Source organism: Sporosarcina sp. SAFN-015, assembly GCF_051966875.1.
Taxonomy (GTDB): Bacteria; Bacillota; Bacilli; order Bacillales_A; family Planococcaceae; genus Sporosarcina.
In genome coordinates this window covers 91,607-114,778 of the sequence record NZ_JBQCKP010000007.1, presented here as the reverse complement: position 1 = coordinate 114,778, position 23,172 = coordinate 91,607, and the positions used below count along the sequence as shown (strand labels likewise).

The window sequence follows — 23,172 nt, the reverse complement described above, 5'->3', positions numbered from 1 at the left end:
CCTATTTGAAAACTACATATTACAGGGGGGAATTAATGTGCATGTCGTCGTATTAGGTGCGGGAATGATCGGAACCACTGTCGTCCGAGAAATTAGTAATTTTACAGAGATTGAGAAAGTAACTGTTGTTGATGTTAGAAAAGAAGGAATAAAAAAATGTCTTGAAATAGCAAAAAGCACAAAAGTCCAAGGTCAATCGGCCTCCCTCGCAACAGAAGAGGATATAGCAGCCATTTTATCAGATGCAGATTTAGCAATAGCCTGTCTTCCCCACTCCTTAAGTCTAAACGCAATCAAAGCCGCAATCAGTTCCCGTTGCCATCTTGTCGATTTGGTCGGATCAAATTTCCCAGAAAAAATTGCACTTAATCAGGAAGCAAAAGAGGCCGGTGTAATTATTATACCTGGTTCTGGCGTGGCTCCAGGTATAACGAACTTCTTGGCCGCTCAGGGAATTGAATTGCTCGATGAAGCAGAAGAAGCAACCATGATTTGCGGAGGGATCCCGCGGCATCCAATTCCCCCTCTTTGGTACCAAGTTGTCTTCCGATTGGAAAGTGTATTAGGTCTTTATACAAAACCAGCCATAGCTCTAAAAAATGGTGAAGTAGTAAAGTTACCACCACTGACCGGACTTGAAAAAATAAGTTTTCCTGACCCCGTTGGCGAATGTGAAATGGTGAATACTGATGCTCATAGCACCGCATTCACCCTTAAAGGTAAAGTCAAAAATCTTTACGAAAAGACCGTTCGCTATCCGGGCCATTGGGAAAAAATGAAGGTGCTTGCGGAACTAGGATTTTTGGATAGTCAGCCAATTATGTTTAATGGACATTCAACTATACCGAGAGCCTTTACAGAGTCTGTGCTAGCTCCAAAATTAATTGGCTCTTCCAATGAAGACGTCACAGTAGTCCGTGTCGAAGTAAATGGAATTAAAGATGGAATCCCAGCAAAGCATTCCTGGGAGATAGTAGATTTTTATGATAAAGAAAGAGGAATAACTTCAATGGCAAAGACAACTGCATTGCCCGCAACCGTCGCCGCCAAATGGATTATTCAAGGAAAAATTTATGAAACAGGAATCATGCCACTGGAAAACTTGATCATCAATGAACGGTTTCAACCGTTTGTAGATGAACTTAATGAGTTAGGCATTCAAATAAAATACAATGCAAATGCCGCGTCTACCGTTTAGAAACTGATAGGAGGTGAGCAAATGGATGCCACAATCGTAATCGATTCTTTGCCGGCCCTTTTAAAAGCAGCACTCATGACAATTTTCCTTGCCGTCCTTTCAATTCTGTTTGCCTTAATCATTGGCTTTTTAACAGCATTGATTCGGATAATCAAAATTAAAATATTGTATCAAATTGCAAGTGCTTATGTATCTATTATCCGCGGGACCCCATTACTGGTACAGATATTTGTAATCTATTACGGACTTCCTCAAATAGGGGTATCTTTAGATCCAATTCCTTCAGGTATCTTAGCTTTAAGTCTAAATGCAGGAGCATACTTATCGGAATCATTCCGGGCATCCATACTTGCAGTTGATAAAGGACAGATGGAAGCCGCTATGTCTATGGGAATGACATACTGGCAAGCCCTCAAAAGGATTATTTTGCCTCAGAGTATTCGAATTGCAATTCCGACCTTATCCAATTCATTCATTGTTTTGATCAAAGATACATCTCTTGTGTCTGTCATCACGGTCACGGAATTACTTCAAATGTCTAGCTTGGTTATTGCCAAAACATTCGAACCACTTACCATCTATTTAATGGCAGCAGCTATATATTGGGTTATCATTACCTTCTTTACCACTCTATTAGATAAGTTCGAAGTAAGGAGTTCAAGACATCTAGTACGCTAAGCAAAAGGTCAGGAGGCGAGAACCAAAATGAGTATTATCCAGGTGAATAATTTAAAAAAGCGGTTTGGTCAAAATGACGTTCTTTGCGGGATAGACTTAACTGTAAATAAAAGTGAAGTGGTCGTCATCATGGGACCCAGCGGTTCTGGCAAATCAACTTTTTTACGTTGCCTAACATTTTTGGAAGAGCCTTGCGAAGGAGTTATAAGACTAGGGAATCAAGAAATTGATGCCAAGGCAAGGCACGATCGTAAATACAAAAAAGCAATTAGGGATTTGCGTAAATCAACGGGATTTGTCTTTCAATCCTTTAATTTATTCCCACACAAAACAGCACTTGAAAATGTTATGGAAGGACCTATTACAATAAAGGGAAAAAACAAAGCCGAGAGCCGTGAACTAGCTTTAGAACTTTTAACTAAAGTAGGACTTAGTGATAGAGCGGATCACTATCCCTCCCAATTATCAGGAGGCCAGCAACAAAGGGTAGCAATAGCCAGGTCACTATCAATGAGTCCTACAGTCATGTTGTATGATGAACCAACGTCTGCACTAGACCCCGAACTTGTTCGCGAAGTGCTCTTAGTAATCAAAGACCTTGCAGAGGAAGGGATGACGATGGTCATTGTTACGCATGAAATGAATTTTGCGAAGGAAGTGGCAGATCGGGTCATCTTTATGGATGGAGGATTAATTGTAGAACAGGGTACTTCTGAGGAAATATTTAATCAGCCAAAAGAAGAACGAACTAAGAGATTCCTTACTAAAGTGAATTAATAAAGAAAAGAAACAGGCACCTGAACAGTATGTAATTGTTTAGGTGCACTTTCCGAAGTTAATAACTAAATATTGAATGTCATACTAGAAAGTCGGCTCCTGTAAAACAAAATTCTCTCCAATTATTATTCATTTTATATAGGTGAAATCTGTTTATCATATTCCCACCTAACACATCACGTCATGTCGCCTATATGCTTCATAGCCTCTCGCCTGCTTAATGGCTTCAACGTATTTTCTTCCACAAACTTCTTCACTGCAATTGGGTCTGTTTTCGCGTATTCCCTTAATACCCAACCAATTGCTTTTTGAATGAAAAACTCATTTGACTGCGTATGCTGCAAAATAATATCGAATAGAAGCTCCGTATCTGTTTCTTTTTTGAACTTTAATTGGTGCAAAATAGCGGAGCGGTTTGTCCACATATTATCGGATTGCGACCATTCAAGCATCACGGTTTTACCGTATACGCGGTCCAATTTGACGACATGACCGACAAGATGCGGCGCGATTGAATCAACACTATCCCACCATGATTTCGTTTCGATGAATTTCAATAGTTTCGGATAATCGGCGGTAGTGAAGTGTTTCTTCATTTTATCGAGCAAGGCAATTGCGGCATATTGATATTCTCGCTCGGGTAATTCATATAGTTTCCACGCCTCGTTAAAAATCTCATCCACTTCCGGAAGAGCATATTCCTGAAATTGCGCACGCAACAGCTCTTTTCGCAACGGACTTTTAATGCCGAGAAACGGGAAATGGTGTTTCATATATGCTTTCATCGGATCTGCATTCTCAGCATTACGGCACATTTCAAACTTTTCGACAATCCCCTTATGATTCCATTGTTTTTTCACTGACGTCAACTCCACATGATTGCTGTTTCACCGTTCAATCCAAAATCTCCTAACGACATTGCCATGCGGTTCCGTAAAACTCGCATCTTCCACGCCACCGTTGTTTATTATAACCGCAGCGGAGCCGATATTGTCTTCATTGCATGTGACTAACACAGAGCGGATACCTACCTGATCTGTTACCTTCAATGCTTCAGAAAGCAAATAGGTCGCATACCCCTTCCTCCGTTCAGACGGGCGGATTCCGTAACCGATATGGCCATCGACTTGAAGTAGATAGTCGTTCAAGCTATGCCGGATGTTGACCATCCCAATGATCCGTTCGTCGTCATCGACTAAGAAATAATTCGTATTCGGGACTCGATTACCATGCCTTGCTTCCTTTGCTGCCAGTTCCTCTAGGTACACTTCGTAGGGGATGTCCTCTTTCAAATGAAAGCTGCTAGGCGTCATCCGGTCTTCATCCCACTCTTGCATATATGCAATATGTTCCGCTTCCCATTTCAAAGACGGTCTTTCGAGATGCATTGCAACTCCCCCATTCTACATTCCATACTGGCTATTTTGCAGTTCTTCCCCGGTAAACAATCAGCGTAACTACATTTAATAAGAGCGTCACAACAAGCAGTACGGTAGCCGCTATTACCACCGCCCTCATAGTATCCATAAGAGCTGCCCAATCCTTGATCTGCACGAGATGATAGTTATAGTAAATCTGAAAACAGACTGAAATTGAACAAGCACTCAAACTCATAATGGAGAATGCAACCCAGTGTTTACTCATTCGCATGAGAGCAACAACCGGCAGTATCCAAGCAATGAGACCGAGCACAAGACTGCCGACATTCAACCAACCATACATATTCTCTCCCCCTTTTCATGTCCCTCCTTTGTAATGACTTTCTTTTGATATCCAAGGTTTCATTTATTAGCCTTCATAGGATAGATCAACCGGAATTACGAGAAGACCAAGGTCATTTACTTTAAATTTCTCAAGTGCCTCCTGAGTGGAAGTTACATAAGTGACGATGAGTGTTCCGGTAAGAACCGTATCATGGTCATCCCACATTTCAATATTGTTTCCCTCTACTATATGAGAGTCCATCTTGTCTTCGTACACGTAGACCGCGGATGGTGTAAAATGAAGAATGACGGCATATGTATCATTACTAACGTCTTCAATTTCCAATTGGCTATTGTAAGGATTGTTCTTCTTGAAAAACATATACTCACTCCTTGCTGTTAAGTCTGTCGATAAATCTCTAGAAGGTAGATAGACTTCATCATCCGTTAAAATAAATTGTAGCATTCCACTGCTTTTTCATCAAAAACTCTTGAAACTTGATTGGAGGAACTATGAATAAACTGAGGAATCATGATGGTTTATTTGACTTATATTCATTAACTAAATAGGAAGTGCGTGATATGCACTTCCGTAACGTTTAATGCTCATGGTCGTGGTCTTCTATTTGCTCTTTCAAGATGTTTAATAGAAGGAAGTTATCATCGGTTGACCCTTGCTCGCACCCTTCCAATGTATAGATGAACAATTGCTGTCCCTCCTCTGAAACGAGATCAGTACACGACATGTTCACTTTGGCAGGGTTGTCTCCCCGTTCTTTATTTTTTGACCGATCAATTTCCAACTCGAATTCGGATCCGTTGAAAGATAAATCGTACAAAGTCGGATTTCCTTCAAGAGTGTAGTTGGCAATCCGGACAAAGGCTGCTTCATCGGCTTTGACACTTTCCAAAAACTGTTCAAATCGATCAAAGTTGAAAATGGGGCCATTCATATTAATGACATCCCCATTTTTCACCGCTTTTTCGCTATCATATGAGCAAGCGGCTAGTAGGTATATTCCAAGCAACAAAAGGAAATACAACTTTTTCGGCATATAACCCCTCCAATGACGTACTTCTTGCTACGCCTACACTATATGCGTCAATTGGGCTCGTTATCACGTGCCAATTTCTCCGTTTCCCCATTTAACCGAGTGCCTTCATAATTGATATCCCCTAATGATTCATTGCTATAATAGTAGTAGACAAATGCATTATCTCCAACTGTTCTATTAAAATTGATGGCCCCCATAGTAGTCGAGTCGGCAGTGACTTTATCAAAAGACTGCTTTTTATCCACTACAAGGCTCATATATAATTTTTGATCCGGCTTGAATTGCAATGTCTGTTCAGTTATTTCCAAAGTCTTGTCCTTTTCATTGCCAATCCACATTTCATCTGTGATGGACCAACCCCAAAACCCTTTGGATACGGCATATAGCTTGAAGCCATCATCATAAGACCTTATTGCCAATTCCTGCTTTTCACTAATGACATGCATAACACCCGCTTCGCCTTCTACACCGTTCAACGCAGCATCCGCTGTTGAATTTACGATGTATTCATCCCACACAAAGAGCTTGAATAAAACGATGCCTATCAGAATGAGCAAAATGCGGATTTCTTTTCTTCTTGAGTTTTTGTTTTGCATACTATTCACCCCGCTTCATATCTTACTCACTTACTATCCCAACATGCTAGCAAAACCATTATTCCTTAGAGTGCTAAAATATGTTTTTGGGAATCAAATGAAAACCAATACATAAAAATAGGTGCCTGCGAATGCAAATCAGGCACCTTTCACTTTCCTCTTTCTTCAACTGTAAAACCTCAGTAGCATTAAAAGAGCAGGTATCATTGCTGCCATTAACAACACAATAACGCCTGCAAATTTATTCCCAGAACGCCAAATCATACGTCCATAGATTGCCGTATAAACCATGACATACAAAAATACGAATACTAATGGAAATGGCAATACAATCACTCCTTTTTCCCTTCAATTTTTTGAGGCTTCAATTGGCTGCCAAAACTTTCAATTGTAATTTTGAAATCTACATGTACGTCTGCATCACGATATTTTGACTGCCAATCATACTGTAAAAATTCCGGCATCGTCCAAAATTCACGGCGCGCCGCTTCATACCAGACGAAAGGTTCTGCACCATATTCTTCTTGTGTTTTAGTGATGAGACTTGAAATGTTATCTTCCAGGTTTTTACGAATCTCTCTCTTTAAAAGCTCTTGGTTTCTTTCATCACTTGCATAATCCGTTAAACTTGGAATCGAAAGAACTTGAACTTTCAGTGGGACGGTGACATGCACCTCCGGAGTACTTTTTTCCACATTTATTTTCACATCCGTACGATCTTCCTTTATGAGCCTTGCAGTAATTCTATGACCGGCCTTTTTCGGATCTTCAAATGAATCTATATAGTGATGGGCCAGACTTTTTTCCCGTAACAGGAGTGAGCTTCTTGTTTCCTCTCCGGTTAAAACATCAATCATTTTACCTTCCTTTAACACTGCAGAACCAATCATTTGAACAGGATCTCCCTCTTTTTGCGGAACTTGTCCTGCTTCATAATTATCGGGACTTTCCCGGTATCTTTCATCTCTCTCCGAAGTCGCATAAATAGCTAAAAATAAGGCGCCTGAAGTTCTTTGAAAATAACGGTTTAAATCGGATACCGGAACAAACCCTGTATCTTTCCATCTGTCGCTCATAAAAGAGTAATATTTATGCGGACGCGTTTCCATTCGGGAATGATTGTTATTAATAAATTTCATTGCTTTTTCTTTGCTTACAATCATAATACTTTTTCTCCGTATTTCCGGATCACGTACGGAAGAAGCGATGACATTGTGAAAGTAATCGCTTTTCGCAAATTCTTCTCCTATTATGATGGTCAGCAATTGTGAAAGATCAATTTCCCTTGAGACGATACTATTTGCCAATTCTTTCGCTGCTAAAATATCTGTCGCAGTAATCGTTAGGATGTCACTCGGTGGTTCAGTTTGCGACATCGACAAGCTTGAGGAACCGACTTGCGGATTTTCAATTTGAAATGTGACATCGACCATATGGTCTTTGTCGCTTTTGTCAATCCCTAATACGACAACATATCCTCGTTCTTCCAACTCCACTTTATCCCAGCAGCCTGATAAGACGAATGACATCGACAGCAACAATAAATATAGCTTAGGCCGTTTCATTTTCCATCTTTCCTTTCCGGCGATCCACTATCCATAAGACGAACGGAAAAAGCATCAATATAATTGAGCTAGATTGGACTAAAGATTCCCTAAGTGTGTTTCCAACAAAAATGTTTGGTGATATTAATCCTATCAATATTACAAGCCCCGTCAATGGCAGCAGCAACTGTTCAAATTCATGCAGATGCAGCATTTTCGATAAGAAATACGCCGACAAGTACAAGTAAATCGAAAAATGAATAGCCGAAGCAACCGTCGCACTAGCTAAATAAATGGATTCTATATGGCTTATTGTTCCGATGGTCGCTAGGCGATTTACTTGTTGAAAAGGATAAGCGATATTTTGACTTGCCGGATAGTCAAAAACTGCCACATACACTATCATGAATACAACAAGCGTAAAGACAGAAATGATCCATCCAAGCAAAGAGCCAAACCGCATATCTTTATACGTTTTGACAAATCGAAACAGCACTAGCAGAAAAATGCTCTCCCCATAAATTGAACTGTGAACTGCACTTTCTTTCAGTATTGTTTTTAAGCCCGGACCCGCAATCGGGAATATACGAATGAATGAAATTTCCTCCCACACAAAACCAATGAGAGCAAACATAAGAATTAACAATAAAGGCGTAAAGATCCAAGCAGTTCTACCGATATTCTCCAATCCACGTTTTGCTATGTAGAAGCTTGCCCCCAATAGCATGATATAGAGGTATGGAATAGGGGTTTTCGGATAAAACATCGTGTTGAAAATGTCCGTATAATTCCTACTATTAATCACCGTGGCACTAAAAATAATGATGAAAAACAGGAGCATGATGAAGGAGCCAATTCGTTTCCCCATCAGCATAAATATAAGCTCTGTCAGACCTGTATTCCTTCTTTTCACGATTCTTAACAGAATGAGGAAGGGAATCAGCATACATAGAAAGGAAATAATAGGCATCATCCATGCCGCATTTTTTCCGTATTTTAAAAGCAAGTCCGGAGTTGTATCCATGACTTGAATAGTAAATAAGAAAATGACGATGCCTACTAGTTCCCTTTTCCGAATTTTGCCGTCGCTAGCCTTAATCATCATTTGAACCTTCTTTCGATTTATTGCCCCTTTGTTCATTTTGGCTATTCGAATAAAAAGGAAGCAAAACCTGTTTCCATACTGGCGGACGGAAAATCAAACCTTTTGGTGAACGAAAATAAGGAGCGAACGGTGCAAAAAAAGGAACATTATACGATTTTAAAGACACCATATAAGTGAATAGACAGGCAGTGGCTAAAAATATCCCGAAAAAGCCAATAAAATTCGCAATGAAAATAAAGGCAAAACGAAGGATTCTAATCATGAAACCTAAGTTCACATCTTGGATGACGAATGAGGACAACCCTGTAATTGCGACAACGATGACTAGGATCGGACTGACAAGATTCGCCTGTACTGCAGCTTGCCCTAATATGAGCGCCCCTACGATGCCGATCGTTGGACCGATTACCGACGGAATTCGTATACCTGCCTCCCTTAATATTTCAAATACGATTTCCAGTAAAATGATTTCCCATAAAACCGGGACGGGTACGACTTCCCTTGTTGCAGCGATAGCAAACAAAAGATCCGGAGGCAGCATTTCGATATGGAACGTACTGACCGCCAAGTAGATTGCGGGTGTATAAAGGGCGATAAAAATAGCGATTACACTAATAACGCGAATAAAGTTCGCGTATGCCCAGCGGAGGTATTGATCTTCAATCGTATGGAATAAACTCCAAAAAGTAACGGGAACGACTAATGCGTATGGCGAGCTATTCATTAACAACACAATATGACCATCTAAAAGAAAGGAACAAGCCCGATCTGGCCGTTCTGTCAACAGTGTGGAAGGTACGATTGAATAGGTTCTGCTTTCTACATATTGTTCCAGTATGGAAAGATTTTGGACGACATCGCTTTCGATTTCACCAATCTTTTTTTTCACTTCGTTCAACAGTTCCTCGTCAGCAACATCTTTTATATACATAATCGAGATTTCTTTTAAGGCACTATTTCCGACCGTCATCGATTCGCTTACCAGCCGACTATCTTTAATCTGTTTTCGGATTAACGACTGATTGACTAGCATTGATTCGTTGAATGATTCTTTCGGTCCTCTGACTACATTCTCCACTGTCGGTTCGGTTACACTCCGGTTTTCAAAACCTGCTGTTGCCACAGATAGTACTGTTTGCTCTTCTTCCAATAAAATAAGGGTGTTGCCTCCCAATAGATCGTTGACAGCATCATCGAGTTTCGCAAGTTTCTTTGTACCTGTTGCCACGAACACGCGATCCGCTACGTCAGTCATGCCGCTCTCATCTTTCGGGAGGTCAGCTGCGCTCAATAGTGGTTCGACAATATATGCTTCAACCGTAGTTTTATCGACGGTTCCTTCAAGGAAGACAATAACGCCTTTTTTTGCCCCCTGCAAAATAGAAATATTTCGAATTTTAAGCGATTGATTGGTTGGATATGAAAATGCTTCTTTTATAAGATTGACATTCATTTCAAGGTCATTAATAAAGGATTGCTTCATTTTCTTTTCGTCTTTTGAAGGGGTACTGCTTTTGGGTGTGCGCACTTTAATTCCTCCAGTTACTCACCAGTTACGATAGTACTCGTCGAATTGCAGGTGATTTATTCAAAAAGCGGACTGTAACTTAAAGCATAAGGGCACACGAGTTTTCGACAATAGGCATATACTGAGGCATCGAAGGAATACGGAGGTTGCCTATGTATTATTCTTCTTTTCCCCATGGCTACGGCTATAATTCCCAGCAACCGGCTTTCATACCGGTTCACCCGGGATATACGGCGATACCCTCGGGTACACCGCAAAATGGAGGGAATCCCTATCCTCCAGTAGATACGCGGAAATTCAATGAGTCGGCACAACGGTTCAAGCAAGTAATGAATCAAGCAAATCTATTCATCGGCACAATAACGTCTTCCAATGATTTCGCCCGCAGGTTCATGGACGCCGCCCAACGATCTGACAAAAGCGAAGTCGAACGACTCGTCCGCTCAACAGGCGTTACAATCAAATACACCCTCGAGTATACGCCCAGCGGCATCCGAATCGATTTCACAAACAGCGATACCCAAAACAACTGCTGCACCTTACGCATGGCCCTCAGCTGGTAATTTCATCCTCACAGGTGCCATTGCGCAGGTGATGCCTGTGCATGGTACTTTTATTTATGACAATTCATCAAAGTAGAGATATTTACATTTAGTACACATGGGAATGATTCGGATGGCTTTTGAATTGCTCGCTTTTCGTATATATTTTAATAAGCAAAGTACATAACAAAAGGAGCCCACCTATGAACAGATTTACAAAAGTATTCCAAGGCACCGCTTTTACTAGCAACTCACCGCAAGAGGTCAACGTTTTACATGACTGTCTCTTTTGTATTAATGACAAAGGTGAAATTGCGAAGGTTTTACATCCTGAAGATGCAGCTTACAATGAAGTTATCCATGACTATGAAAACACAAATGCTTTCCATCGGCTCGAAGAAGGTATGTACTTCCTCCCCGGTTTCGTCGACCTCCATATCCATGCGCCGCAATGGATCCAATCAGGTACTGCACTCGATATACCATTGAATGATTGGTTGAACACTTACACGTTTCCAACGGAGGCAAAGTTTGCGGATGCAAATTTTGCTAGAATAGTGTATGAAGATGTTGTGGAAACGTTGCTAGCAAACGGTACGACAACAGCCCTTTATTTTGCAACGATCCACAAAGAAGCGAGCATCGTCTTAGCAGACATTTGTGCGAAGAAAGGACAGCGTGGACTTGTCGGGAAAGTCGTTATGGACGATCCTGAACAGACGCCCTCTTTTTATCGTGATTCCGATACAAAAACAGCTCTTGCTGAAACGGAAGAATTCATATTAGCTGTAAAAGAGATAGGGAAGCAAGCCAAACAAGGCGTCTATCCCGTCGTCACTCCTAGGTTCATTCCAAGTTGTACGGATGAAGCACTACGTGGATTAGGCGAGCTGGCAGCCAAATATGATACCCATATCCAATCCCATTGCAGTGAGAGCGACTGGGCACATGGCTACGTCAGGGAGCGCTTCGGCAAAAACGATGCACAAGCGCTTGATGATTTCGGTTTACTACAAGAAAAGACCGTTATGGCTCACTCCAACTTCCTGACGGATGAAGATGCCGAACTATTCGCCGAAACAGGTAGTGCCATCGCGCATTGCCCAATTTCCAATGCGTATTTTGCAAATAGTGTTCTCCCAGTAGCCCGATTCATGTCGATGGGCATTGACATCGGACTAGGCTCTGATATTTCAGGCGGTTTCTCGCCAAGCTTATACGACAATACAAGGCAAGCGGTCATATCTTCACGAATGTTGGAAGATGGCGTAGACACTAGTCTATCAGCAGAACAACGTGGTGTTCCTAACTCCCGCATTACAATTAATGAAGCTTTCTACCTCGCAACTGCTGGCGGCGGTGAGAGCCTTAGCCTTCCGGTCGGGCGCTTGCAAGAAGGATTTGCTTGGGATGTACAAGTCATTGACACGAGAACGGCAAATGCACGTCTACCGCTTTACGATGCAAATGAAAGCAAAATGGACATTTTTGAGAAAATCATCTATTTAACGCGCCCCGAAAATATTCGGGAAGTATGGGTCCAAGGTGAATTGGTTCATACCCGTTCCTCATGATTAGCTGCACGTTGCAAATTGTGCAGGCACCCTGCTAAATTACCTCTAGTTGGTTTTGTGAAATATAAGTATAATTGAACTATCGAATAATGATAGGGGTCATGGAATGATTACTTTGAATCAGCTTCTATTAGAGAAGAGAGACTTACATTTATTATATTTGTACAATGATGAAAAGGAGTATTTCCGCCAGGTTTTGACGTTTATCGAAGAAGGGATAGCTGCTGGAGAACAGGTGATAATCGTAGAAAATGATAAAATCACCGCTGGACTTCTCCGGGACCTTAATCGCCGTCATTCCGCCTCGGATTTGGATGTCGTCCATTTCGTCAACAGCCTATACTTCTACAGGTCAAGCGGCAGTTACAGCCCCCCTGCAATTATCGAGTTCTTTCTCGAGACGATTCAACCCTATGTCGATAAAGATGTCCTCTTCAGATCATGGGCGCATGTGGAATGGTCAAGCAATGAGGAGCCTCACCATATTGTTAAAGAGTGCGAAACCGCTTGCGAGGAAATTATTAGCGAATATGCTTTTCCACACGTTTGTGCGTACGGCAAGAAACGAATCTCTGCGGAACTTGCCGAACTATTAGTGAGCGTTCATTCCTATGTCATAGCAGAAGAGGACCTTGCGATCAGCCAACAGGATTCGCGTTAACTACCCGTGCCGGCTTGCATAAATTGTAAACAACGCCACTCCATGCCTATAATGAAACCACGTATATACAGGAGGCGAGTTGTATGGATAAACGTGTACAAGCTATTGCTGATAAGGCGAGCATGGAATTCGGTCTTGACCATTATCACCTTGGCCGATATTCATTTTACACAAAGCGCAATGGGACAGATTATGAATTAAATATGGAGTGGTTTCCAAATGATACGGAAGCCCCTATTGAGGAAGATATAAACCCGGATGGCACCGTGAGCATTGATTACAACATCCAGCAGGACCGTTTTCAAAGTGTCATTTTTACAAGGGGGACAACCTTTTCAACGGTCCGTCCTTTTACAAAAAAGACGATCGAAGAAGCAGCCGCTTGGTTGGAAAGACAAACGGGCCTCGTATACGAGCAGGATTTCTTTGCAGAGCAAGCAAGTGATAACGGATTCCAGTTCACATCCCGCGTGGACGGCATCCGGCTTTCCCCGAGCTTCCAATTGAATGTAGAGTTTGACGATGACGGGAAGCTTCTTGTCTTCTCCGCTTATGGCGATGCACCGGACCTAAAGCTTGTCGAAAAGCAGGAATTCAAGCTGACCCTTGAAGAAATCGAGCCGACCGTCAAGAAGCATCTCACGCTTGTCAACATTCCTTCTGAAGCGGAGGAGAAATTCGTGCCGGTCTATGCAATCGATGAAGTGTATGTCACAGCGGACGGGAAACGCTGCATCCCATTCTTATCAGATGAACGGATGGCCAAAGTGGATCATCTCATGGAGTGGGACGAACCGTTAAGAGGAAGCATCGAACGTCAATTCATTAACTTTGCGGAAGATGTGACCGCGGACGAAGCTTTCCATAACGATAGACAGGATAACTACGAACTGACGAATGAACAAATAGTTGCGTGCATTGCACTTGTCCATGATGCACTGCGGATGGAGTACCCAGACGATAGCGGCAAATGGAGATTGAAAGAGCTTCGCATAGCCCATTCATATATTGAGGCTTTCTGTTATACAAACAAAGCCGAAAACACACTTTTCCGGCCAAAACTCGCCCTCATTATCGACAGGGAAACAATGAAAGTCATCAATATGATCGACAATGAAGCGATGTTCGACGTATTCAATTCATTCACCCCAGCGCCGGAGCCGCGCATCGATCATGAAACAGCCTTCGAAAAGATGGTTCCGTACATCACGTTGGACCCTGTCTATGTGTATGATGCGGAGCTGAAAAAATACATCTTATGCGGGCTGCTCGACTCTGAACTAGCTATCGATGCTGTCACTGGCGAAGTAGTAGAACTTCGGGATTTATAGGAGATAGGTCAAAAAAAAAACAGCCTCCACTGGCTGTTTTTCTATTTTCTATTTAACATAGTAATTCCTCAACCCGATCTGGATATCATCCACGTCGGAATCATGAATGAAGAACAGGGATTTAAGAACCTTACCATCACTGCCTTTCATTGTAATCGTATTATTTTGAATCGTATACGTTCCTTTCTCGTCTTTACCGGTATGGCTCGTATGTGTAGAAGGATTACTATTTGCCGCCAAGCTCCCGATGCTCACACCTGAAAGCTCGAACGTTCCATCCTTTCGAAGAGTTAATTTATACGTCCACGAGTTTGCGGCCGGCGTAATGCCAATCAAGCCCGAATACCCCATATATTTGTACGTATTATTGAACTTCGTTCCTTTAGGCACAGTCTGCACCTTATCCAACGTGATCCCATTTATGACGAGAAAACCGCTATCCGATTTTTTAATCGAAAGGGATTTCCCGTTGCTTAACTTCAACTGTCCTTTACTGATCGAGTAGTTGAGACATTCTTCCTTTTTACAATTAATCGTCTCTGGACCTCCATTTGCAGGCACGCCGATAAATACTTTTTTATTCGGCAAGAATGTATACATATCCCAACACATGCCGCCACATTCATACCCGCCGAAATCACTCCGGAACCCTGCATACATCCCGCTTAATTTATTCAAATCGACAGGCGTCTTTGGTTTTTTCTTTATTTTCGCTTGGGCATCTTCTTTTTTCTTGGCAGCTTCATCCTTCGCTTTTTTGTCCATATACTCTTTGATTAAACTATCAAGCTCTACCATATCAATATTGCTTTCCTTAATGAATTTCCGGGTCAGCAATGAAACTTCGGCGTTATACGGGTCCCAGTACACCACAGTCCCTGTCGCATCACCTACAAATTGAAGAGGCACTTGCAAAGCTCCGTCGATATTTTCAGCCGCAGCTTCAAGTGCAACCGTCTTGCCATTTACTGTCGCCGTCTTTTCTCCGACAATTAACATAATTGTCTTCTCGCTATCTTTCATAGTAAGCAACTGTTGCTTCGGCTCCCAACTAACCTTCATTCCTAATGACTCAAATACTGCCCGTACTGGTACGAACGTTGTCCCATCCTTGACCTTAGCAGGTGTTTTCGTTTCCAGCTCTTTCGTATTCAAAAAGATTTTAATAATAGAATCTGAAGAGCTTGCCGATGCTTTCAATTGTTGCGCACCTAACCCAATGACCAATATTGCTGCAAAGCAAATAATGAAGCGGAAAATCCGTACAGCCAATTATAGTCTCCTCTCTGATTGAACATTGAATATGTAGTATATGTGTACTCGGGAGATTTGATAGTTATGAACGTCCACCACGAATCGGGGCGGGAGGAATGCCATTGAGGGAATAAAAAAAACACAAGAATACGTTCATTCCTGCGTTCACAAAGTGGTTCTTATTTAATTTCATCCTTCTTACTCCTGATCAAACCAAAGTAATTCTTTATCATCCACGTCACCGTTATAATTAATCAAAATCTCTTCACCGGCTTTTATATCTGTAAACGCATAGAAATCAAACGTATGCTTTTCAAAACTGATTTCATACGTAGCGTTGGGCTTATAAGAATGGTTGAAAAGCATCCCGTAGCCAAGCAAGATCGCGGAATGATTAACGCCATATTCAAAAGCGTAATCAGATAATAGCGTTTGCTCGATATGCGGATGTTGGTCATTCGGGTATGCAATGACAGGAGCTTCATGCACCATCGTTCCTTTGAGAATATCACACGTCGCAAATACGCCTCTGTTGAATTCACCGTCACTGAGTGAAGATGTTTTTATTTCAATCATGCTGTCCACCTACTCACTTAAAAAATTTACTTTCTAACTATAACACTAATTGACGCCGTGAGTGGTTTTAATTACTTACTGAAATCGAAGCAACCAATTGAACAGATTCCCAGTAAGGAATAAAATGAGCATGATCGAGGCGCCAGTCAGGAACAAATATTTGAGACGCAAGCTATATAGACCTTTCGTTTCTGCGCTAGAATTGCTATGCTCGAACCAACGTTGTTGCCTACATTCCTCGCAAAAGAATCGAAAATGATGTTGTCGTATTTGTTTGGAGACCAGCCCTTTTTGTACGGTGATAGCCTTCTCACGCTGAAAAGTGAAATGGAACTTCCAATTCGTTTCCGAGAACTTGATGTGCTTCTCGTGCGGACATTCGATCGACTGGAATTTATAATAAAGTTCGTCATACCAATCTTGGCTCACTAGTTCCTTCTTGTAGTGCTTGACACTAACAATGACTGTTGCGGTTAGCAGGATCACAACGAAACCAAGCAAAATAAATATCATGGTAAGTTGCCTCCTTTAGGAATTACCTTTGTATTCCATAATCTGTTCGCCTTTCGAATCATATTCACCGATAAACACAAATCCCAGCCTCTCGTACAATCGGATAGCATCTGTATTCTCAGGATAAACACTTAAGTATATAGGCTGCTCTCCATATTCATCTACTACTCTTTTCATTAACAACTCCATGAAATGACGGCCGTATCCTTTGCCTTGAAAGTTCTCATCTATCATCATCCGGTCGATCCACAAATTGCCGCCACCTTTGCCATCTCCCAAATAACCGTACATTGCAAATCCGACCGGCACGTCATCGACATATAATCCAACCGGTCGAAATTCCTTCCATTGCTCTGCATCCATCAAACATTCCTCTATCGTCTCGATGAATTGCCTTTGACCTTCAGCAACGTGCAATGATAAGATCTCTTTCTTTTTGTCATCAGTCACCTTGCGTATTTCCCATTTCACACTTACCGTCCCTTTCTGAAAGCACTGTTTGTTACTACATTACCATAATTATCTTTCAGAACAATTGCGTAAATTGTGTCGGTGCCTGTGCAAGATGCATTTATGACAATTCATTGAAAATAATAAAAATGCAATAGAAAACCCATTAAACATGATCGTCTTTAGGTCTCCTATTGCATTTATACAATTGTAGTGCATTATCTGAATTGTGTCTTGCACAGGCACCTGTTTTTATTTCAAATAAAATGTCGAGCTATCGATCATTTCTACATCTTTTCTTTCCTTAATTTGTTCGACTAACGTAAACAGAGCTACGTCCTTTTGTTTCGCCTCAATCATACAATCAATCTGCGGGACTGAACCTTTGATTTCATGTAGAAATGTGAAAAACATATCCACATCAACAGTATCCGCATGGTGACGGAATTTATCTTCGCTTTTCGGACTGGAAATATGCATTTTGATTGGAAGTGAAGAGGCTTTCCACGTCTGTACGACACGGTCCCAGTCGTTTTCCCAGTTTGGGTTTCGGTGGAATGCCAGATGGTGATGGTAATCAAATACGAGAGGAATCTCCAATTTCTCGCAAAGATAAAGCGTGTCTTCAAGCGTGAAGGATGTATCGTCGTTTTCCAGCATAATCATCTTTTGAATTGGCAGTGGAATTTCACTCCAATTTTCAACAAAACGCTCCAACGATTTTGCCGTGTCTTTGTAGTTGCCGCCGACGTGTAGAACACATCGATGGGTCGGATTTATTTTCATCCCGCTTAATAGCAAATGATGCATCTTTAAGTTGTTTACTGAATTGATGAGTACGTCCTTTTTCGGGGAATTCAATACGACAAAATGGTCTGGATGAAAATCAACCCTCATCTGATGCTCTTCGATAAAGTTACCAAGCTCAGAAAGCTTCCCTTTCAAAGGCTTCATATAATCCCAACCCGCAAGCTCATCATGGGTGGCTGAAGGAATCAGTCTTGAGGAGAAGCGATAGAAATGGATGTCATTAAAGAGATTATGCTTCAGTAGTCTAAATGTGTTTTCCAGATTCTCCAATGCAATCCGTTCCAATTTACGGATAGCCGCTTCACGGTCCTCTTGTTTTTGGAACTGTGCAAATGTCATCGTTTTAGACGGTGATGCATTTGTAAGCTCCATACTCATCGCCACATATCCCAGTCGTACAATCGTCATGTTCCACCTCGTCTCTTCCGTCAATGAATACCTAAACGGATGTCCGTTCAAGATAGTCTCTTCCCTACTTGGACAAATATACGACGCTCTTTGTCAACACGGAAAATGGCGAACAAAAAACACCAACTCTTTAACGACTTTACGGTCGAAAGGTTAGTGTGAATAAACAGCAAAACTCTTATTAAAAAAACTCATCCATTAGTTGATAGTAGTCAACCTTAGTTTCATCCAAACCAGCCATCCCGTAGCCTTGGAGAAAGAAACACACATATTCTTTGCCGAAATTACTGGAGATGCTTCGTATCGCCAAAGCCAAATCTTGATAGTTGTCAGCTACTCCTGCCCTACCCCAATCAATGTAGCCGCTCACTCTTTTATTTTCCACAATGACATTCGGCAAACAAAAGTCACCATGCGTAAAAACGAGCTCCTCATGTAATGGCCTTTTCGTGATGAGCTCTTTAAAAAGGTCTCTAGTCTTCCTCCCTTTTCGCACCTTATCAAAATCATCTTCATCGACCAATCCTTGATTCACCCTATTTTTCGCCTCTTCAATCTTCACACCCAGACTTTGATCAAAAGGGCAATCGTCGATAGGGACGCGATGAATTGTTTTAAGCCCAGCACCTAACGACGTCAAAATCGCAGGCAATGCTCCTTGATGTGATGAATCCGATGCATTAACGCCTTTCACTTCAGACATTAACAAATATTCATTCGCTTCGTCTTCGCCATAGAAAATCACGCGTGGCACAGGCAGCTTTCCTTCCAACCACTCCAATTTCTCTTTTTCTGCAAATAGCCGTTCAACAAAGTTTTTCCGTTGCATTTTTAAGTAGCGATTCGAGTGGGAGCCTCTCAACAAAAAGGTCATCGCCTCCGAATGTCCGATTGTAATCGGTTCCCAAGAGAACCCATCTGTCAATTCCGCTAAACTTGAAGGAACATCTATCAAATGAATCACAGCCTTTTCGCAATCTATTTATAGTTTCCACATTACTCGACAGGTACCCTAGATAGCAACCTTCACTTTCCACATCACCTTTCCCAAAAATCCAGCTACCTTCATTCCGCGTGCATAAAATAGGAATAGACATCCGTTTTAACAACGGCTACATATAGGGAGGTACTATTGCACATGAAAAGAACATTGGGGAAATGGGAGCAACATGTATTATTACAGCAAGACCCATTTGTCGCAGAGCATATTCCTGAAACGACCGTTTACAGTAAAGACAATTTGGATGACTTATTGAACCGTTATCCGTCTGTCTTCGTGAAACATAATACGACAGGCCAAGGCAGAGCAATCTTCAAGATCCGCAAAAACGACGGTGGGAAATACTATGTAAATGGATTTACCATTCAAGGAACGCCTGTCCGAAAATCCATGTCGAACGCCAATGAAATTCAGGAGCTCCTTCATCCATTTATTAAATTCGGGAGAGAAAGCGGCCTGTATATTATTCAAGAAGATATTCAAAGCTTCACTGAAAATGGACAGCCTTGTTCGATACGAGTTCATATCCAAAAACTAAATGGCGCATGGGTCATCGGCGGGATGTATGGGACGACTGCAATGGAACATGTGTCGGAAAGCGGGATTGTGAATCTCCATAGGGGCGCTAGGGTGATGACTGTCTCCGAAGTTTTGTCCCAGACGAAAGTCAGAAATCAAAAGAAGACAGTTAATAAGTTAGAAGATATTGCACTGGCAGCCGCAAAAGTCATCTATTCCGTTCTGCCTAATAGAGAATATGGAATGGACTTCGGTGTGAATCAAGAAGGTACACCTATTTTATTCGAAGTGAATACGACACCAGGCATCGGCGGATTTGCGCAAATTGAGAATAAAGCCATTTGGAAACGGATTGTTGCCTTGCGAAAAATGCAGAGCGAGTTAGATAAAACGTAATAGTGAAAGTGATACAAAAAGGTTTTATTCGACAAATACACGCAACTCTTTTCAAAAAGTGTCGGTATTTCCCGGGTAATAGTATCTTTTGTCGGACATCTACAAATTCCTGTTGAAGGTTTCGAAATATTGGAGGAATTATTACAAAGTCCATTGTTATTTAGTATAATGAATGCACCAATATATGCAGCGATTTATGCATAAAGAGCCGAAGGAGTAGACGATGTCATCTAAAATTCAGTTTTTACTAGCTATGGTTATCTTCGGGACAATTGGTGTATTTGTAAGATACATTGATTTATCCTCAAGCGAAATAGCTTTAGTACGTGGTTTTATCGGCAGTTTGTTTTTAACGGCAGTCCTTATCATAATGAAGAAGAAAATTCCATGGACCATGGTAAAAGTAAATGCTGTAGTAATCGTACTTTCGAGTATTGCATTAAGTGGAAATTGGATTTTCTTTTTCGAAGCAATCAAGCATACAACACTTTCCAATGCAACATTAACCTACTATTTTGCACCAGTTATTGTCTTGATTCTTTCCCCACTTTTACTTAAGGAAAAATTATCAGCGAAGAAAATTATCTGCATCGGTGTCGCCATGCTAGGCATGCTTTTCATTGTCGGGAATGGCCGTGTCAGTACATCTGGATTGAATGATCTAATCGGCATCGGGTATGGACTTCTGGCAGCTGTATTCTACGCTTCCTTAATGATCCTGAATAAATTCATCAAGAACATGGATGGCTTAGAAAAGACAGTACTTCAACTTGGAACTGCGACAGTCCTTCTAGTGCCATATGTTTTCTTCACGGAAGGATTCGGGATTTTGGAAGTATCGAGTGCTTCCATTCCATTTATACTGATTTTAGGGATTGGACACACCGGGGTTGGATTTTTGTTATTCTTCTCTGGTATGCAAAAGTTAAAAGGACAAAGCATGGCTGCACTAAGCTATGCAGACCCCATCACCTCATTAGTCATATCAGTTATGATCTTGCAAGAACAAACGACATTCGTTCAACTACTTGGTGGGGCATTGCTTTTAGGTTCAACATTTGTAAGCGAAAATAAGTCAATCACATTACGGAAAAGGTTAAAACCGGTTTCATAATACAATCACTAGAAATATATGAAGCCCCTTTTTAGGGGTTTTATTTCTTTTTGAAGAAGTGACACCCACCGGGTTACCTATGCATATGTATAGCGATAGCAACTACCCTGGGAGGTGCACTGCATGGCAAAAGCTGAACTGCAAACGCTGCTTACACAAACGCCAGAAGAAGGGTTTGCATTAGCAATAAAGCTTGCGCAAAAAGGGGTTGAAGTCACACAGCCTTCAGAAGATACTAGAAAACTATTGCGTCCTGTTTATTCGAGAGATCCGGATAGCTTAATAGCAGTATCACAAGTGATCGCTATTCATTATCAAACAATTGCAGCTGCAAACAACTACTGGAGAACCTGGACACCACAGTATTGGCAAAACTACTAGTAGAAGGGCACGCAAAAAGCAGACATGCTCGGCATGTCTGCTTCCTGTTCATTTTTTCAACGAATGCTTTTTCCCGTTCACATCAACAATTTCCACGGTTGCCGCTGTCAGTTTCATATCCTTCGCTTGGATACTCGATAGTTTTTTCGTTTTCCCGTCCAGCAAGCTGTATGCAAACACACCTTTTTTATTGAAATAAAACATCGTGCTCGGGTCGAATTTGACGGACTTGTTATTTTGCGTAATGTTAGTTGAAAATCTTGTGGACCCATCAAGCCGTTCGAAAATGACGCGTGCATCGAACTCTATCACTTTTACTGGTTCCATTTTGTCTGGACTATAGTGGTAAAGGATTAGTGTCTGGTCTATATTTACGGATTCGTCGAAGATCGGATTGTAATCGAAATACCGTACGTTTTTTTCTATAGTATAATAGTAGTCATGTCCATAGACGTTGAAATTCCGCATACTCATTGCATGATCCGCATCGATTCCCATGTCCATATACTTCGTATTATTTACTACTTCATTTTTATTCGTCTGAAATACACCATACGCATATGGATAATCGGCCACTTGAGATACAGCGGCCCAGTATGGAACGTATATCATGTTGTTTTGGAGGATGATCGGAAACCCTGTTTCCAGGTGGACGTCAAAAAGTCCATCTTGTGTCGGGAAATCCTGTTCCGTCAGCAGTACAGTTTCCTCTTTCGTCTTTTTATTAATCTTTACGAGCTTTTCGCCCTTGATCGTATACTGGAACCCGTCCTCTTCTACGACAATCCCCTTCTGGCTGACATAGGAAAACGGGGTAGGCAACTTCATCTTGTCGTCAATCGCTCGTGCAAGGAAAGAAGAAAACTGGGCGCGCGTAACCGGATTTCCTGGTTTGAACGTACCGTCCTGGTAGCCGCCTGCTATCCGATTCAGTGCCGCGCTGTTAATATCCCCGAATGCCCAGTGTGCCGGCGAGACATCTCTAAACATCGGTTTCTGTTCCAATGGAAGGTCGAATGCCCGGCGTAGAATCGCAGCCATTTGGGCACGCGTCGTCTGTTCTGCCGGTCGCATATAGCCGTTTTCCCCACGCAGGATTCCCTTTTCATTAATGGTCGCAAGCGTCTGATAGTGAGTCGACTGTTTCGACACATCCTTGAAAGTGACAGTCGGGTTTTTCGCCAATGGAATATCAAGCGCCTTTAGGAGCATGGAGGAAGCTTGTGCACGGGTGATTGGTTCATTCGGCCTGAATGTCCCATCCGGATAGCCCCCGATAATCCCCTTTTTGTATAGGAACATGATGTCCCACGAAGCACCATTGCCCTTCTGCATATCCTTGAACGGAATCGGATCGTTGTACGGCGGATATTCTGTCTCTGCGTCAACCGTTGATGTTACTGAAAAGAAAAGGAATAAAGTTAGAAAAGAAATGAAGATTTTTTTCAATTTCGTACAC

General features: G+C 41.7%; 26 protein-coding genes. 10 read left to right on the top strand and 16 right to left on the bottom strand.

The features are described from left to right. The first annotated feature begins 37 nt into the window (after window positions 1–37). The 3 genes from ACTHPA_RS13295 to ACTHPA_RS13285 are packed head-to-tail and all read left to right on the top strand — an operon-like array spanning window position 38 to window position 2,653. Entirely contained in the window at window positions 38–1,198 is a 1,161-nt protein-coding gene (locus ACTHPA_RS13295) for a saccharopine dehydrogenase family protein (protein ID WP_440500860.1), read from the top strand. A gap of 21 nt (window positions 1,199–1,219) precedes the next feature. Continuing rightward, window positions 1,220–1,876, top strand: coding sequence for an amino acid ABC transporter permease (locus ACTHPA_RS13290; RefSeq protein ID WP_440500859.1), 657 nt, complete (start codon window positions 1,220–1,222; stop codon window positions 1,874–1,876). 33 nt (window positions 1,877–1,909) lie between these two features. Continuing rightward, window positions 1,910–2,653, top strand: coding sequence for an amino acid ABC transporter ATP-binding protein (locus tag ACTHPA_RS13285; RefSeq protein WP_440500990.1), 744 nt, complete (start codon window positions 1,910–1,912; stop codon window positions 2,651–2,653). 176 nt (window positions 2,654–2,829) lie between these two features. Here the strand turns inward: ACTHPA_RS13285 and ACTHPA_RS13280 are convergent, their stop codons facing one another. The 9 genes from ACTHPA_RS13280 to ACTHPA_RS13240 all read right to left on the bottom strand — a co-directional run bounded on the left by ACTHPA_RS13280 (window position 2,830) and on the right by ACTHPA_RS13240 (window position 10,184). Next, window positions 2,830–3,513: a DNA alkylation repair protein gene (locus tag ACTHPA_RS13280; RefSeq protein WP_440500858.1), complete on the bottom strand. Its 684-nt coding sequence runs from the start codon at window positions 3,511–3,513 to the stop codon at window positions 2,830–2,832. Window positions 3,514–3,540: 27 nt separating this feature from the next. After that, window positions 3,541–4,041 carry a GNAT family N-acetyltransferase gene (locus tag ACTHPA_RS13275; RefSeq protein WP_440500856.1) on the bottom strand — a complete coding sequence of 167 codons (501 nt, stop codon included), beginning with the start codon at window positions 4,039–4,041 and terminating at the stop codon, window positions 3,541–3,543. Window positions 4,042–4,072: 31 nt separating this feature from the next. Next, the gene (locus tag ACTHPA_RS13270) at window positions 4,073–4,375 is read right to left on the bottom strand and encodes a hypothetical protein (protein WP_440500854.1); all 303 of its coding nucleotides are present in this window, start codon (window positions 4,373–4,375) and stop codon (window positions 4,073–4,075) included. 66 nt (window positions 4,376–4,441) lie between these two features. Further along, window positions 4,442–4,822 (bottom strand): hypothetical protein, encoded by a 381-nt coding sequence (locus ACTHPA_RS13265; protein WP_440500852.1) that lies wholly within the window; start codon window positions 4,820–4,822, stop codon window positions 4,442–4,444. Window positions 4,823–4,955: 133 nt separating this feature from the next. After that, entirely contained in the window at window positions 4,956–5,411 is a 456-nt protein-coding gene (locus tag ACTHPA_RS13260) for a DUF4362 domain-containing protein (protein WP_440500851.1), read from the bottom strand. 47 nt (window positions 5,412–5,458) lie between these two features. Beyond that, complete coding sequence (locus ACTHPA_RS13255) at window positions 5,459–6,007, bottom strand: hypothetical protein (protein ID WP_440500849.1); 549 nt, start codon at window positions 6,005–6,007, stop codon at window positions 5,459–5,461. A gap of 332 nt (window positions 6,008–6,339) precedes the next feature. Further along, the gene (locus ACTHPA_RS13250) at window positions 6,340–7,572 is read right to left on the bottom strand and encodes a Ger(x)C family spore germination protein (protein ID WP_440500848.1); all 1,233 of its coding nucleotides are present in this window, start codon (window positions 7,570–7,572) and stop codon (window positions 6,340–6,342) included. Further along, window positions 7,559–8,653: a GerAB/ArcD/ProY family transporter gene (locus tag ACTHPA_RS13245; protein WP_440500846.1), complete on the bottom strand. Its 1,095-nt coding sequence runs from the start codon at window positions 8,651–8,653 to the stop codon at window positions 7,559–7,561. Before ACTHPA_RS13245 ends, ACTHPA_RS13250 begins: the two co-directional genes overlap by 14 nt. Further along, window positions 8,646–10,184 carry a spore germination protein gene (locus tag ACTHPA_RS13240; RefSeq protein WP_440500844.1) on the bottom strand — a complete coding sequence of 513 codons (1,539 nt, stop codon included), beginning with the start codon at window positions 10,182–10,184 and terminating at the stop codon, window positions 8,646–8,648. The genes ACTHPA_RS13245 and ACTHPA_RS13240 overlap by 8 nt, the downstream gene beginning before the upstream one ends. A 152-nt stretch (window positions 10,185–10,336) precedes the next feature. Here ACTHPA_RS13240 and ACTHPA_RS13235 point away from each other — a divergent pair, with 152 nt between their 5' ends. The 4 genes from ACTHPA_RS13235 (at window position 10,337) to ACTHPA_RS13220 (ending at window position 14,292) form a co-directional block, all read left to right on the top strand. Beyond that, window positions 10,337–10,747, top strand: coding sequence for a hypothetical protein (locus ACTHPA_RS13235; RefSeq protein WP_440500843.1), 411 nt, complete (start codon window positions 10,337–10,339; stop codon window positions 10,745–10,747). A gap of 182 nt (window positions 10,748–10,929) precedes the next feature. Beyond that, the gene (guaD, locus tag ACTHPA_RS13230; protein WP_440500841.1) at window positions 10,930–12,300 is read left to right on the top strand and encodes a guanine deaminase; all 1,371 of its coding nucleotides are present in this window, start codon (window positions 10,930–10,932) and stop codon (window positions 12,298–12,300) included. A gap of 106 nt (window positions 12,301–12,406) precedes the next feature. Next, complete coding sequence (locus tag ACTHPA_RS13225; protein ID WP_440500840.1) at window positions 12,407–12,961, top strand: MEDS domain-containing protein; 555 nt, start codon at window positions 12,407–12,409, stop codon at window positions 12,959–12,961. 83 nt (window positions 12,962–13,044) lie between these two features. After that, window positions 13,045–14,292 carry a hypothetical protein gene (locus ACTHPA_RS13220; RefSeq protein WP_440500838.1) on the top strand — a complete coding sequence of 416 codons (1,248 nt, stop codon included), beginning with the start codon at window positions 13,045–13,047 and terminating at the stop codon, window positions 14,290–14,292. Window positions 14,293–14,340: 48 nt separating this feature from the next. Here the strand turns inward: ACTHPA_RS13220 and ACTHPA_RS13215 are convergent, their stop codons facing one another. The 6 genes from ACTHPA_RS13215 to ACTHPA_RS13190 all read right to left on the bottom strand — a co-directional run bounded on the left by ACTHPA_RS13215 (window position 14,341) and on the right by ACTHPA_RS13190 (window position 19,258). Further along, a complete protein-coding gene (locus ACTHPA_RS13215; protein WP_440500837.1) occupies window positions 14,341–15,564 on the bottom strand; it encodes a stalk domain-containing protein in 1,224 nt (407 codons plus the stop codon). 180 nt (window positions 15,565–15,744) lie between these two features. Further along, a complete protein-coding gene (locus ACTHPA_RS13210) occupies window positions 15,745–16,122 on the bottom strand; it encodes an SET domain-containing protein (RefSeq protein WP_440500836.1) in 378 nt (125 codons plus the stop codon). A gap of 75 nt (window positions 16,123–16,197) precedes the next feature. Then, window positions 16,198–16,635, bottom strand: a complete 438-nt coding sequence (locus ACTHPA_RS13205) for a hypothetical protein (RefSeq protein ID WP_440500834.1) — start codon at window positions 16,633–16,635, stop codon at window positions 16,198–16,200. A gap of 15 nt (window positions 16,636–16,650) precedes the next feature. Beyond that, on the bottom strand, window positions 16,651–17,106 hold the full coding sequence (locus ACTHPA_RS13200; RefSeq protein ID WP_440500833.1) for a GNAT family N-acetyltransferase: 456 nt from the start codon (window positions 17,104–17,106) through the stop codon (window positions 16,651–16,653). Between the two features lie 231 nt (window positions 17,107–17,337). Next, a complete protein-coding gene (uvsE, locus tag ACTHPA_RS13195; RefSeq protein ID WP_440500989.1) occupies window positions 17,338–18,303 on the bottom strand; it encodes a UV DNA damage repair endonuclease UvsE in 966 nt (321 codons plus the stop codon). 181 nt (window positions 18,304–18,484) lie between these two features. Next, window positions 18,485–19,258, bottom strand: a complete 774-nt coding sequence (locus tag ACTHPA_RS13190) for an APH(3') family aminoglycoside O-phosphotransferase (protein WP_440500831.1) — start codon at window positions 19,256–19,258, stop codon at window positions 18,485–18,487. 183 nt (window positions 19,259–19,441) lie between these two features. On the opposite strand from ACTHPA_RS13190, the gene ACTHPA_RS13185 reads away from it, so the two are divergent. The 3 genes from ACTHPA_RS13185 to ACTHPA_RS13175 all read left to right on the top strand — a co-directional run bounded on the left by ACTHPA_RS13185 (window position 19,442) and on the right by ACTHPA_RS13175 (window position 21,713). Then, entirely contained in the window at window positions 19,442–20,218 is a 777-nt protein-coding gene (locus ACTHPA_RS13185; protein WP_440500829.1) for a YheC/YheD family protein, read from the top strand. Window positions 20,219–20,441: 223 nt separating this feature from the next. Further along, entirely contained in the window at window positions 20,442–21,332 is an 891-nt protein-coding gene (locus tag ACTHPA_RS13180) for a DMT family transporter (RefSeq protein ID WP_440500828.1), read from the top strand. 123 nt (window positions 21,333–21,455) lie between these two features. Further along, window positions 21,456–21,713: a hexameric tyrosine-coordinated heme protein gene (locus ACTHPA_RS13175; RefSeq protein WP_440500827.1), complete on the top strand. Its 258-nt coding sequence runs from the start codon at window positions 21,456–21,458 to the stop codon at window positions 21,711–21,713. Between the two features lie 48 nt (window positions 21,714–21,761). On the opposite strand, the gene ACTHPA_RS13170 is transcribed toward ACTHPA_RS13175, so the two are convergent. Beyond that, the gene (locus ACTHPA_RS13170; RefSeq protein ID WP_440500826.1) at window positions 21,762–23,162 is read right to left on the bottom strand and encodes an S-layer homology domain-containing protein; all 1,401 of its coding nucleotides are present in this window, start codon (window positions 23,160–23,162) and stop codon (window positions 21,762–21,764) included. Between the last annotated feature and the right edge of the window lie 10 nt (window positions 23,163–23,172).